We start from the raw sequence: 13142 nt of genomic DNA on the forward strand, positions 1-13142 counted from the left end.
GCGTCACGGGAGGCGCGGCCAATTTTTCAGGAGGAAATGACCATGACCGATTTCGGTTTTCAGCTTTACAGCGCCCGCAATTTCCAGCCATTTTCCGCTATCCTTCCGAAGTTGAAGGCGGCAGGCTATACCCATGTCGAGGGCTATGGCGCGATGTATGCCAGCGCCGATGATGCGGCACTGAAAGCGTTGCGCGACGATCTCGACGCCAATGACCTGACCATGCCGACCGGCCATTTCGGCCTGGACCTGTTGGAAAGCGATCCGGCCAAGGCGCTCTCTATTGCCAAGACCTTGGGCGTCAAGGCGGTCTATTGCCCTCATCTCGTTGCGGACCTGCGTCCAACGGATGCAGCGGGCTGGTTTGCTTTTGGTCAAAGGCTGGAAAAGGCAGGCAAGCCTTTCGTCGATGCCGGGCTGCTGTTCGGCTGGCACAATCATGATTTCGAATTTGCGGTACTTCCCGACGGTTCAACACCGCAGGAGCAGATTTTTGCCGGTGGTCCAAGCCTGACCTGGGAAGCCGATCTGGCCTGGGTAGTGCGTGGCCATGCCGATCCCGTCGCCTGGATCGAGAGCTACGGCAAGCGGATCACCGCCGTGCATGTCAAGGATATCGCCCCCGCAGGCGAAAACAAGGATGAGGACGGCTGGGCCGATGTTGGCCACGGCACGATAGACTGGAAGGGACTGGTGGCTGCACTGGCACGCTATAATGTCCAATATTATGTGGTCGAGCATGACAATCCCAACGATATCGACAGATTGATCACCCGGTCTATTGCGTCCTTCAATTCATTTTAAATCAGTTACTTGTCAGGATAAACTCAGATGACACGTGAACTTAATGTCGGCATCATCGGATGCGGCAATATTTCCTCGGCCTATTTCACCCTTGCCCCGCTGTTCAAGGGCATCACAGTGGTGGCCTGCGCCGATATCAACATGAATGCAGCGGAGCTGCGCGCCGAGGAATTCGGCGTCAAGGCCCAGACGGTGGAAGAACTGCTGGCCAATCCGGATGTGGATGTGGTGGTCAACCTCACCATTCCAGCGGTGCATTACGCCGTTTCCAAACAAATCCTCGAAGCAGGCAAGCATGTCTATTCGGAAAAGCCGCTGGTGCTGAGCCTGGAAGAGGGTGAGAGCCTGCGGCGGATCGCCAAAGAAAAGGGTCTCGCAGTCGGCTGCGCCCCTGACACTTTTCTGGGCGGCGCGCATCAACTGGCGCGCAAGCATATCGATGAAGGCGGTATTGGCCGCGTCACATCAGGCACCTGCCATGTGATGAGCCCCGGCATGGAAATGTGGCACCCGAACCCGGATTTCTTCTTCCTGCCGGGCGGCGGTCCGATCCTCGATCTCGGGCCTTATTATATTGCCAACCTGATCAACCTGATCGGCCCGGTGAAGCGGGTTGGGGCCTTGACCTCGATGGCCAACGAGACCCGCACCATTACCAGCGAGCCGCGCAATGGCGAAGTGATCCCAGTCAAGACACCGACCAACATTCACGCCCTGCTGGAATTCGTCAATGGCGCGACCATCACCCTATCAGCCAGTTGGGACGTCTGGTGCCATCGCCATGCCAATATGGAGCTTTACGGTACGGAAGGTTCGTTGTTCGTGCCGGACCCGAATTTCTTCGGTGGCGCGGTGGAAGCCACGGGCCGTAATAAGGAGGTCAAGCCGCTGGAGGAATGGGACCATCCGTTCGGCATCAACAACCAGGAAAGTGCGCAGGGACCGCGCGCCAATTATCGCACGGCGGGGCTTGCCGACATGGCCTTGGCGATCATTGAGGGCCGCGATGCGCGTTGCTCGCTGGACCGGGTTTTGCATGGGGTCGATGTGATGACGGCCATTCTGAAATCGGGTGAGACGGGCGAATTCGTCTCGCTCTCCACCACCTGTACCCAACCGGCGGCTCTTGGCGTAGAAGAGGCAAGGGCCTTGCTTCGGTAAGGCTGAACAGACAAAGGCGGCGGCGTAATGCCGTCGCCCATTTCAAGGAGCATATCATGACCTGGCAACCGGCTGAAAACCGCTACGAGCGGATGACCTATAATCGTTGCGGCAAGAGCGGGCTTAAATTGCCGGCGATCTCGCTTGGTCTCTGGCATAATTTTGGCGATGACACGCCGCATCAGTTGAAGCGAGATATGTGCCGCCGCGCCTTTGATCTTGGCATCACCCATTTCGATCTTGCCAATAATTATGGCCCTCTGCCGGGCGCTGCCGAACTGGCCTTTGGCGAAATCCTCAAGACGGATTTTCATGGGCTTCGTGACGAGCTGATCGTCTCGTCCAAGGCCGGATACAATATGTGGCCCGGCCCTTACGGCGAATGGGGTAGCCGCAAATATCTGATCTCATCCTGCGACCAGAGCCTGAAGCGCATGGGTCTGGACTATGTGGATATTTTCTATTCGCACCGTTTCGACCCTGACACACCGCTAGAAGAAACCTGCGGCGCGCTCGATCATATCGTCCGTTCGGGCCGGGCGCTCTATGTCGGGATTTCCTCCTATAATTCGCAGCGCACCTGCGAAGCCGTCGAGATCATGAAGGGTCTCGGCACGCCGCTGCTGATCCACCAGCCGAGCTATTCCATGCTCAATCGCTGGGTGGAAGAGGACGAATTGCTCGATACGCTTGAGGATGTCGGCATGGGCTCCATCGTGTTTTCACCGCTGGCGCAAGGCATGCTGACCACCAAATATCTTCAGGGTATTCCTGAGGATAGCCGCGCCGCGCAGAACCACTTTTTGAAGCGCGAGTTCATCCGCCCTGAAATCATCGACAATATCCGCAAGCTCAACACCATTGCCGAAAAGCGCGGCCAGACACTGGCGCAGATGGCGATTTCCTGGGTGCTGCGCGGTGGTCGCGTGACGTCTGCCCTGATCGGCGCCAGCCGGGTTTCGCAGATCGAGGATTGCGTCAAGGCGCTGGATACGCCTGATTTTACCGAGGCGGAACTGGCCGAGATCAACGTCTATGCAAAGGAAGCCGATATCAATCTCTGGGCGAAATCCGCCGAGCGCGATTGAGTAAGCCTTTTCGGCAAGTTTCCTCGCCTTTTAAGGCGATGATACGGTTTATAGCAAACGTCGATCTCGGCATTTCGTCATCCTCGGGCCTGTCCCGAGGATCTACCACCGACTCCACGTCATTGAGGTGGATTGATGAATTCAATGGTGGCAGATGCTCGGCACAAGGCCGAGCATGACGTCGAGATTGGAGCGCTTTGTCGGCAGTCAGCCTCTTCGCCTCGAAAGGCGAAGAGTTTTCTCGTGGAGGAGAAAGCATGATCATCAACCCAATCCTGCCGGGCTTCAACCCGGACCCGTCCATCTGCAGGGTGGGGGAGGATTATTACATCGCCACCTCGACCTTCGAATGGTATCCGGGCGTGCAGATCCATCATTCGCGCGACCTGGTCAACTGGACACTGATCCGCCGTCCGCTGGAGCGCCTAAGCCAGCTTGACATGCGCGGCAATCCCGATAGCTGCGGCATCTGGGCGCCATGCCTGTCCTATGCCGATGGGTTGTTCTGGCTGGTCTATACCGATGTGAAGCGCCTCGATGGCAGTTTCAAGGACGCCCCCAATTACATTGTGACCTCGCCAAGCATTGAGGGCGAATGGTCCGATCCTGTTTATGTTAATGCGTCAGGCTTTGACCCTTCACTGTTTCACGATGACGATGGCCGCAAATGGTTCGTCAATATGCAATGGAACCACCGGCTTGAGGCTTTCAATGCCATCGGCCCGCATCCGGCCTTCGACGGCATCCTGTTGCAGGAATGGGACCCGGTGGCAAAAACGCTGACGGGGCCAGTGCGCAACATCTATGCCGGAACCGAGCTTGGACTGGTCGAGGGGCCGCATCTGTTCAAGCGCAATGGCTGGTACTACCTGACCGTTGCCGAAGGTGGCACAGGCTATGACCACGCCGTCACCATGGCGCGATCGCGCCATATCGAAGGCCCCTATGAGACCCATCCCGACCGGCATGTGATCACCTCCAAAGACGATTCCAAGGCAGAGTTGCAAAAGGCTGGCCATGGGCAATATGTGGAAACGCCTGACGGGCAGGCCTATCACACCCATTTATGCGGCCGCCCGCTGGCGCCTTATCGCCGTTGCACGCTGGGGCGTGAAACGTCCTTGCAAAAATGCGTCTGGAAGGAGGATTGGCTCTATCTGGCCCATGGCGGCCCGGTGCCCGTGGTCAACGTAAAGCCACCTTTACCGGCAGAGCGTTTGGAAAAGCCTGCGATCACCGAGTACCGTTTCGATCCGTTCTGCCTGCCGATGGATTTTCAATGGTTGCGGACGCCAGAGCCGGAGCGGATTTTCAGTGTGGCGGCGCGGCCCGGCTTTCTGCGGCTTTATGGCCGGCAAAGCATTGGCAACTGGTTCGAGCAGGCATTGGTGGCCCGCCGCCAGCAGCACCACTCATTCCGGGCGCAGACCCGGATCACTTTTGCGCCGCAGACCTATCAGCAGGCGGCGGGCCTGACCCATTATTATAACCGCTACAAATTTTACGCCCTGACTGTCACCTGGCACGAGACGTTGGGCCGGACGCTGACCATCCTGTCCTGCCCCGGCGATTACCCGGGCGGCAAGCTGGTCTTTCCCATCGATGCCGGATTGTCTTTGCCGGATGGCGATATTGATCTGGCGATGGAGGTCACGGATAACGATCTGCAATTCCTCTGGCGTCCAGCGGGCGCAGGCCTGGATGGCTCCGGCGAGGCATGGCAGACGGTCGGCCCGATCCTCGACGCTGGCGTCATTTCCGATGAGGGCGGACGCGGCTTCGACGCCTCCTTCACCGGCGCTTTTACCGGCTTGTTCGCCTTTGACCTGACGGGGCAGGCGAAACCTGCCGATTTCGACGGCTTCGTCTACGAGGCGCGTTGAAAACTGGCACCATCACGGGGCAGGGCCGCAACATCGAAATGATCCGGTGCGAGGCCTGCCCTGGCGCAGTCTGCCATGGTGTTATAAGCAGCTTCCAGATGGCGGCAAAACCGTGTCGCATCGAACAAAGGCGCTTTGAACCGTTGTTCGACGATATGTGTCTTCAACCGGGCAATCCTGGCGGGGTCATTAATCAGCGCCGTGGCAAGCTCGACAAAATCGTCTTCGTCCCGCGCCACCAATTCATCAAGACCGATGGCCTTCAACAGGCTTTCCGAGACGCGAGACGCGAAATTCGTTCCCCGCTTGGTTATAACAGGCAGCCCGGCCCACAGCATATCCGAAGTGGTGGTGTGGCCGTTGCAAGGAAAACTGTCGATGGCAAAATCGGCAGCCTGGACGCGGGCGATGTGGTTTTCATACAGCATTTTCGGGGCAAACAGCAGTTGCGATTGCTTGACACCAAGCGATTTGAAGAAGGCGGCGGTGGATTGGCGCGCGCCATTGCCATCGACCATCATCCAGAGCAGGGCCTTTGGATTGGCCTTGAGGATGCGCGACCAGAGCCGCAAGGTTTCCGGCGTGTTTTTCGACTGGCTGTTGAAGGTGCCAATCACCGCCCTGTCCGTGGGCAGGCCAAGCGCCATACGGGATGAGGCGGGTGGGAAGGGCCGATGAAGCGGATCGTTCGGCTGATAGCTTTCTGGCATTCGGCAGAATTTCTCGTGATAATGAGGCTTGGCACTATCAGGCAACACGACCTGGTCGCAAATGACGTAATCACAATCGACATCGCAACAACTGCCGGGAAAACCTAACCATGCAACATGAACCGGTGCAAGGGGCCGATTCATCAGCCCGGAGCGGCCGTCGCGTGTGTGGCCTTTCAGATCGACCATGATGTCGATCTTCATCGCCCGGATCGTCGCTTCGGCCTCATCGTCAGTCTGGTCGGCAATTGAGGTGATCGCGCCCCATTGCTGACGACCGCCCTTATCGATATCGACGAGGTTGCGAGGCGTATGGCAAAACAGAAAGATCTCGAAACGGCTGGTGTCGTGGCTGGTTAACACGCTGCGCAACAAACGCATCGTGGCGTGCTCATCCCAGAAATCACCGGAAAGATAGCCTATCCGCAGCTTTTCGCCCCAGACATGAGGCTGACTGCGCCGCGTCGTCTGTGACGACGCTGTCATCGCCTGGGTTATCGTATAGTAACGGGCGCGCCTGTTCAGGCTTTCATCCGCCAGCCACATCAGGTTGGCATGGGGCGATTCCATGGCAAGAAAATCGATTTTACCCGCAGCGATATCCTGATGCAGGAGAGCCTCCTCTGCTATCAGGATGTCGTAATTGCATTGCATCCGGGCAATCTGCACCAGCGCCATGCGCACTTTCGGCAGGTCCGGACGCAATTGCCGCAGTCTTGTATAAATCGGCAGGCAAAGCGGATGATGGATGTCATTGCCGACAGACAGGGCAGCAAGCACCAGATCATCAATATCAGTGCTTGTCCCCAGCGTCGCGATCAAGGCGTCTTTTGCAGCGTGGGACAGTGGAACAGTTCCGGATTTCAATACCACATAGGCAGCGTCCACGGTCGCGGGGCCAAGTGCCAGGCTGTTCAAGGCAAGAGCGACGGCCGTCTCCTGCTGCATGGCAGCCAGATAGAGACGCGCCGCATGGCCAAGAAAGCCGGCCTGAGTGGAGGGATCAAACGATGCGGCACTCTCTGCGAGATCGGCGAAGGCTTGTGCTGCCTCAAGGATGTTGCCTGCCGATTCCAGAGTTCTGGCCGCGCGAATCCGCAGGTCGAGATCCGAGCCTTGCGAACCCATCTCATCCACCAGAACCGTCATGATGCCTGTCCTTCTTTTGCCTGGGGAACATCGAAATGGTCTGGTGGCAATCCCGCTTTGGCGCGTTCAGCCATCATTTCGTAGGAGGTCTCCAGATGGCGGCAAAAGCGCGTTGCATCAAACAACGGCGTCTTGAAGCGTTGATCGACCAGGTGCTGTTTCAAGGCGCGCATTTGTTGCGGATCGTTGATGAGCGCGGTTGCTAGCGCCACGAAATCCTGTTCGTCCTTTGTTACCAGTTGCGGCAGGCCGATAGCATTCAGCAGGCTTTCCGACACGCGCGACGCAAAATTGCGGCCTTTCATGGTCAGCACCGGCAGCCCGGCCCACAGCATGTCGGATGTCGTCGTGTGACCATTGCAGGGGAAAGTATCGATGGCGAAATCAGCCGCCTGCGCCCGGGCTAGATGCGCCGCATAGGCCATTTTCGGCGCAAACAGCAATTGCGATTGCTTGACGCCCAGCGTCTTGAAATGGGCAGCGGTTGCCTGACGCGCGCCATTCCCGTCGATCATCAGCCAGAGCAGTGCCTTGGGATTGGCCTTGAGCACCTCCGCCCAAAGCCGCATGGTCAGCAGCGAGTTCTTGCGCTGGCTGTTGAAGGCGCCGATCACCACGCGGTCAGCCGGCAGACCAAGCGCCATGCGGCTGGCGGCATCGGCCAGCGGACGGTAGATGGGGTCGTTCGGCTGGTAGCATTCCGGCAGGCGGCAGAATTTCTCATGGTAATAGGGCTTTGAACTGTCGGGCAGCACAAACCGGTCGCCAATCGCATAATCGCAATCGATCTCGATACAGGTGCCGGGAAAGCCCAGCCATTGGACATGCACCGGCGCCAGCGGCCTGTTCATCAGGGCAGAGCGACTGCCGCGCGTATGGCCCTTCAGATCGACAAGAATATCGATATTATGCGCCCGAACCCTGGCCGCCGCCTGATCATCGCTCATATCGGTGATCGAAACGATCCGACCCCATTGCTGGCGCCCGCCATTGTCATAGGCCAGAAACTGGTCGGGCGTGTAGCAAAACAGCGTGACATCGAAGCGCGAGGCATCATGAGCCGTCAGCACCGAGCGCAGCAGCCGCATGGTGGCGTGATCGTCCCAATAATCGCAGCTCAGATAGCCAATGCGGATCTTTTCGCCCCAGCTATGTGGCTGGCTATGCCGCAAGGCCTGCATGGCCGGAGTGACGGGCGGGAAGCCGCTGATCATCGAGGCCAGACGGTTTAGCCGCTCATCGTCTTCCCACATCAGGCTGGCATGGGGTGGCTCCTGGGTAAGGCAAGCAATCTCGCCACGTGCCAGTTTTTCACGCAGCAGCGGCTCTTCTTCCAACAGAACCGGATAATGGCATTGTTCACGCGCCACCCGCAGCAGCAGCATCAGCACGTTATCGTCTTGCGGTCTCAGGCGACGCAGTTTCTGCAACACAGTCAGCGTCAGCGGATTGCGGCTGTCTGCCGAGAGAATTTCACCGGCCTTTTGCCAATGCTCCGGTCGGTCGCTGGCGACCAAGGTGGAAAGCAACGCATTCATGCGCTCCGGCGGGTAGGTCGCCTCTGTATCCAGCGCCAGAAACGCGGCATGGGCGCGCAATCGCGATCCCTCCGGCTCCGGCATACGGCTTGCGGCAAACTCGAAAGCTTCGACCGCACCCTCCACCGAACCCAGTTTCAGCAGGATTTCCCCAAGCAGGCCAGGCGCATCGGGGCCAGGATGGCTGGCAACCAGGCCGGAGACTGCCTCCAATGCCGCCTGATACTGGCCACTGTCATAAAGGCGTTTCGCCTCCTGGAGGGGGTGGGCAACATTCAACACGGTATTCTGGTCTCCCTGCATGGCCGAAAACCGATGCGAGAGTCCGGCAGGTTCCAAGTAAACCCGCCAGACTCCGGACACTCACGTTTCCGTTTGTCTTCTCGGAAAACCCTAGGAAGTCTGGCTTGCCTGAACCTAAACCTTAAGCAGTCCGGGTTGCCGCTTTGGCCAGCGCCGCCTTTTTCCGCTTCGCGGCCATCAGCCTTGGACGCACCAGCCGGTAGCCGAGCAACAGGATAACGATGCCGGTATAGATTGCGGGCTCCAGCGTGAAGGACTTGCGCGACAGGACGAAGTGCAAAAGCCCTGCGGCAAGAATGATATAGCTCGCCTTATGCAACGTGTTCCAGCGGCTGCCGAGCTTGCGGATCGACCAGCGATTGGAGGTCAGCGCTAGAGGAATAAGCAGGATGAGACCCAGCATGCCAAGCATGATATAGGGCCGTTTCAGGATGTCTCCGAGAATGGACGAGAGAATCAGCCCTCTATCCAACGTTAGATAGACGGCAAAATGGGCCAGCACATAGTAGAACACCAAAAGGCCCAGCGCCCGGCGATAGGCGATGAAATTGTATTTTGCCAGATCGCGCAGCGGCGTGATCGCCAGCCCGAGACAGAGGAACCGCAAGGCCCAGAGCCCGAGACGGTGCTCGAATTCGCGCACCGGATCGGCGCCGAGATCACCGAAAATGCCGAGATAGAAGGCGTAGAGGCCCGGCATGAGGCCAAACGCATAGAGTGCCCAGATGGAGAGCGATTTTTGCCGTGCGGAGAGACTGAAAGAGGCCATGGTCAGAAATTCTTGGTCAGGTCCATGCCAGCGTAAAGGCTGGCAACCTGTTCACCGTAACCATTGAAGGGCAGGGTATCCTTGCGGGAGCCGCCAAACAGACCACCACCTTCGCCGATACGTCTCTCTGTCGCCTGGCTCCAGCGGGGGTGATCGACCTTGGGGTTCACATTGGCATAGAAGCCATATTCATTGGCGGCCAGAATGTTCCAGGTGCAGGGCGGCTGCTTTTCCGTCAGCGTGATCTTGACGATGGATTTGATGCCCTTGAAGCCATATTTCCACGGCACGACCAGCCGCAAAGGCGCACCGTTCTGGTTTGGCAGCGTTTCGCCATAAAGGCCGGTGGCAAGGATGGTCAGGGGATGACGCGCTTCATCCAGTCGCAGGCCATCGACATAGGGCCAGTTGATCGACTGGAAGAAACCGCTCTGGCCCGGCATTTCTTCCGGCCGCACCACGGTTTCAAAGGCAACATACTTGGCGCTGGCCAGCGGCTCAACCCGGTCCAGAAGCGCCGACAGCGGAAACCCATCCCAGGGAATGACCATGGACCAGGCCTCAACGCAGCGCATCCGGTAGATCCGCTCTTCCATGGTGAAGGACTTCATGATGTCCTCAATGGCAATCTTCTGCGGCTTGGAAACCAGACCGCCAACCTCCACCGTCCAGGGGGTCGGCTTGAATTTACCGGAATTGGTTGCGGGATCGGATTTGTCCGTGCCGAACTCGTAGAAATTATTATAGGTAGTGACGTCTTTTTTCGGCGTCAGCTTGTCATCGACCTTGTAATCCGAAGGCTTGGCGGTGAGGGGCGCGGCCAACACATCACCAGCCGCCGCCAGCGCCAAGGTTCCCGCCGCACCACCAATCAGGCTGCGGCGTGACAGATAGACGCTCTGCGGTGTAATCTCGGATGCGGGAATATGCGGTGGGCGAAACGCGGCCATGTTCATCAGCTCCCTGTCGACTATCATCAGTCTACGATTGAATACGGCAAATAGATCGAAAAAGTTACAAGGACAGATCGATTTGATGAGGAGTTAACTTCACAATCTTGTGCGCCGCTGCCGTCTCGTTCATTCGGCTTGCCGGGAGCGTACCGTTTTCGACCATGCTGATAGTGACACAAAGGCCCGACTGCCGTAGATAAATTGGAAAATTCGGCGCGTTTCCGGCGCAATAAAATAGTATCGAGGTGACATCCATGCCAGCCTATCGCTCAAGAACCACGACCCATGGCCGCAACATGGCAGGCGCACGCGGCCTTTGGCGCGCAACCGGCATGAAGGATGGCGATTTCGGCAAGCCGATCATTGCCGTCGTCAACTCCTTCACGCAATTCGTGCCCGGCCATGTGCATCTCAAGGATCTGGGCCAGCTCGTGGCCCGCGAAATCGAAGCGGCTGGCGGCGTTGCCAAGGAGTTCAACACCATCGCTGTCGATGACGGCATCGCCATGGGCCATGATGGCATGCTTTATTCGCTGCCATCACGCGAAATCATCGCCGATAGCGTCGAATACATGGTCAATGCCCATTGCGCCGATGCCATGGTCTGCATTTCCAACTGTGACAAGATCACCCCCGGCATGCTGATGGCCTCGTTGCGCCTCAACATCCCGACCGTGTTCGTTTCCGGTGGACCGATGGAAGCGGGCAAAGTCGTTATGCATGGCAAGAAGGTGGCGCTTGATCTGGTGGATGCCATGGTTGCCGCTGCGGACGACAAGATTTCCGATGAGGACGTCGCCACCATCGAGCGCTCGGCCTGTCCGACATGCGGGTCCTGCTCTGGCATGTTCACCGCCAATTCCATGAACTGTCTGACCGAAGCACTCGGCCTGTCCTTGCCCGGCAATGGTTCGACGCTGGCGACGCATTCGGATCGCAAGCGGTTGTTTGTCGAGGCGGGTCATCTGATCGTCGATATTACTCGCCGCTACTATGAGCAGGACGATGAAAACGTGCTACCGCGCAACATCGCCTCCAAGCAGGCGTTTGAAAACGCCATGGCGCTGGACATTGCCATGGGTGGCTCCACCAACACTGTGTTGCATATTCTGGCTGCCGCCTATGAGGGTGAGATTGATTTCAATCTTGATGATATCGACCAGCTGTCGCGCCGCGTGCCGTGCCTGTCCAAGGTGGCTCCTGCCAAGCAGGATGTGCATATGGAAGACGTACACCGTGCAGGCGGCATCATGCGCATTCTCGGCGAGCTGGATCGCGGTGGCTTGATCAACCGCGACTGCCCAACCGTTCACGCGCCAACACTGGGCGATGCCATCGACCGCTGGGACATTACCCGCACCACTTCCGAGAGTGTGCGCGAGTTCTTCCGCGCCGCCCCTGGCGGTGTACCAACGCAGGTGGCGTTTTCGCAGTCGTCTCGCTGGGATGAGCTGGACATGGACCGCGAAAATGGCGTTATCCGCTCGGTTGAAAAGCCATTCTCCAAGGATGGCGGCCTGGCTGTTTTGAAGGGCAATATCGCCTTGGACGGCTGCATCGTCAAAACCGCTGGTGTCGATGAAAGCATCCTGAAATTCACCGGTCCGGCCAAGGTCTATGAAAGCCAGGATTCGGCGGTCAAGGCCATTCTCAGCAATGAGGTCGTGGCAGGCGATGTCGTGGTCATCCGCTATGAAGGACCGAAGGGCGGCCCGGGCATGCAGGAAATGCTGTACCCGACCAGCTACCTGAAATCCAAGGGCCTCGGAAAGGCCTGCGCCTTGATCACCGACGGTCGTTTCTCCGGCGGCACATCGGGCCTGTCCATTGGCCACGTCTCGCCTGAAGCCGCCAATGGCGGCACCATCGGCCTGGTGCGCAACGGCGACACCATCGCCATCGACATCCCGAACCGCACGATTGAGCTGATGCTGTCCGAAGGCGAACTCGCCGCCCGCCGCGTCTCACAGGATGCCGCTGGCTGGAAGCCTGCTGAACACCGCAAGCGCAAGGTGACGACGGCGCTGAAGGCCTATGCTGCGTTTGCGACGTCTGCGGACTTGGGTGCTGTGCGGAAATTGCCTGAGTAAAGATTAGACCGAAGCCCCGGCGCAAAATTTTGTTTTGCGCCGGGGCTTTTTCCCTTTTTGGTCATTGCTCGGCAGAGTGTAATGTATGCAGCAAACAAAATTTGATGTCCTTCGCCAACAGCTTGCTTTCTTGATTGAGCTGGACAAACTCAAATCCATTGTGCGCCAATCACCGCTTATCAACAAATCCCGGCGTGAAAATTCCGCTGAACATTCATGGCACTTGGCCTTATTTGCCCTAACGCTTTCCGAGCACGCCGAGGGCGTTGATCCTCTGCATGTGGTAAAACTGCTGTTACTGCATGATGTGGTTGAAATCGACGCAGGCGATGCCCCCATACACAATCAGCAGGTAGACCGTGCAGCCTTGGCCGAGCAAGAACTCTCCGCCGCCAAGCGTATCTTTGGGCTTTTACCCGATGTTCAGGGGCAGGAGATGCTTGCCCTCTGGCTGGAGTTTGAAGAAGGCAAAACGCCCAATGCGCGTTTTGCCAAAGCGTTGGACCGCCTTCAGCCGCTGCTTCTCAATACACTGACCGATGGCGGGACGTGGGCTGAAAATGGCGTTTCCGAACAGCAGGTCATGGAGCGCTATGGCCCCGCCATTGAAGGTGGATCACCAATTCTCTGGGAACAGGCAAAGGAGCTGGTGCTCGCGCATTTTGATTGCAAAGCACGCGAATGACCTGCCTTC

Annotated in this window: 10 protein-coding genes; 6 read left to right on the forward strand and 4 right to left on the reverse strand. The window is 57.9% G+C overall.

Translation table 11 applies throughout. The annotated features are described in order from the left end of the window. Positions 1-42 precede the first annotated feature (42 nt). The 4 genes from FS819_RS07545 (at position 43) to FS819_RS07560 (ending at position 4936) form a co-directional block, all read left to right on the forward strand. Positions 43-804, forward strand: a complete 762-nt coding sequence (locus FS819_RS07545; RefSeq protein ID WP_156547704.1) for a sugar phosphate isomerase/epimerase family protein — start codon at positions 43-45, stop codon at positions 802-804. A gap of 27 nt (positions 805-831) precedes the next feature. Further along, a complete protein-coding gene (locus FS819_RS07550; protein WP_156547703.1) occupies positions 832-1965 on the forward strand; it encodes a Gfo/Idh/MocA family protein in 1134 nt (377 codons plus the stop codon). 56 nt (positions 1966-2021) lie between these two features. Further along, positions 2022-3053: an L-glyceraldehyde 3-phosphate reductase gene (mgrA, locus tag FS819_RS07555; protein ID WP_156547702.1), complete on the forward strand. Its 1032-nt coding sequence runs from the start codon at positions 2022-2024 to the stop codon at positions 3051-3053. Between the two features lie 257 nt (positions 3054-3310). Beyond that, a complete protein-coding gene (locus FS819_RS07560) occupies positions 3311-4936 on the forward strand; it encodes a glycoside hydrolase family 43 protein (RefSeq protein ID WP_156547701.1) in 1626 nt (541 codons plus the stop codon). Here the strand turns inward: FS819_RS07560 and FS819_RS07565 are convergent. The 4 genes from FS819_RS07565 to msrP form a co-directional block, all read right to left on the reverse strand. Further along, complete coding sequence (locus FS819_RS07565; protein ID WP_156547700.1) at positions 4921-6795, reverse strand: O-linked N-acetylglucosamine transferase, SPINDLY family protein; 1875 nt, start codon at positions 6793-6795, stop codon at positions 4921-4923. The genes FS819_RS07560 and FS819_RS07565 overlap by 16 nt on opposite strands. Next, complete coding sequence (locus FS819_RS07570) at positions 6792-8672, reverse strand: O-linked N-acetylglucosamine transferase, SPINDLY family protein (protein ID WP_234624416.1); 1881 nt, start codon at positions 8670-8672, stop codon at positions 6792-6794. Before FS819_RS07570 ends, FS819_RS07565 begins: the two co-directional genes overlap by 4 nt. Positions 8673-8757: 85 nt before the next feature. Continuing rightward, positions 8758-9405, reverse strand: coding sequence for a protein-methionine-sulfoxide reductase heme-binding subunit MsrQ (gene msrQ / locus FS819_RS07575; protein WP_060717799.1), 648 nt, complete (start codon positions 9403-9405; stop codon positions 8758-8760). A 2-nt stretch (positions 9406-9407) separates the two neighbouring features. Beyond that, positions 9408-10355 (reverse strand): protein-methionine-sulfoxide reductase catalytic subunit MsrP, encoded by a 948-nt coding sequence (gene msrP / locus FS819_RS07580; RefSeq protein ID WP_156547699.1) that lies wholly within the window; start codon positions 10353-10355, stop codon positions 9408-9410. 257 nt (positions 10356-10612) lie between these two features. On the opposite strand from msrP, the gene ilvD reads away from it, so the two are divergent. Next, positions 10613-12448 carry a dihydroxy-acid dehydratase gene (gene ilvD / locus FS819_RS07585; protein WP_156536494.1) on the forward strand — a complete coding sequence of 612 codons (1836 nt, stop codon included), beginning with the start codon at positions 10613-10615 and terminating at the stop codon, positions 12446-12448. 85 nt (positions 12449-12533) lie between these two features. Next, positions 12534-13133, forward strand: a complete 600-nt coding sequence (locus FS819_RS07590; protein ID WP_070164738.1) for an HD domain-containing protein — start codon at positions 12534-12536, stop codon at positions 13131-13133. The last annotated feature ends 9 nt before the right edge of the window (positions 13134-13142 follow it).

Origin of the sequence: Allorhizobium sp. Av2, from assembly GCF_021462805.2 — a bacterium.
In the GTDB taxonomy this organism is placed as follows: Bacteria; Pseudomonadota; Alphaproteobacteria; order Rhizobiales; family Rhizobiaceae; genus Allorhizobium; species Allorhizobium vitis_G.

What these genes read in the sequence shown, in the direction of transcription:
- msrP (WP_156547699.1), bottom strand. Translation starts at nt 10,355, where the DNA reads ATGGCCGCGTTTCGCCCACCGCATATTCCCGCATCCGAGATTACACCG.
- FS819_RS07545 (WP_156547704.1), top strand. Translation starts at nt 43, where the DNA reads ATGACCGATTTCGGTTTTCAGCTTTACAGCGCCCGCAATTTCCAGCCA.
- ilvD (WP_156536494.1), top strand. Translation starts at nt 10,613, where the DNA reads ATGCCAGCCTATCGCTCAAGAACCACGACCCATGGCCGCAACATGGCA.
- FS819_RS07550 (WP_156547703.1), top strand. Translation starts at nt 832, where the DNA reads ATGACACGTGAACTTAATGTCGGCATCATCGGATGCGGCAATATTTCC.
- msrQ (WP_060717799.1), bottom strand. Translation starts at nt 9,405, where the DNA reads ATGGCCTCTTTCAGTCTCTCCGCACGGCAAAAATCGCTCTCCATCTGG.
- FS819_RS07590 (WP_070164738.1), top strand. Translation starts at nt 12,534, where the DNA reads ATGCAGCAAACAAAATTTGATGTCCTTCGCCAACAGCTTGCTTTCTTG.
- FS819_RS07565 (WP_156547700.1), bottom strand. Translation starts at nt 6,795, where the DNA reads ATGACGGTTCTGGTGGATGAGATGGGTTCGCAAGGCTCGGATCTCGAC.
- FS819_RS07560 (WP_156547701.1), top strand. Translation starts at nt 3,311, where the DNA reads ATGATCATCAACCCAATCCTGCCGGGCTTCAACCCGGACCCGTCCATC.
- mgrA (WP_156547702.1), top strand. Translation starts at nt 2,022, where the DNA reads ATGACCTGGCAACCGGCTGAAAACCGCTACGAGCGGATGACCTATAAT.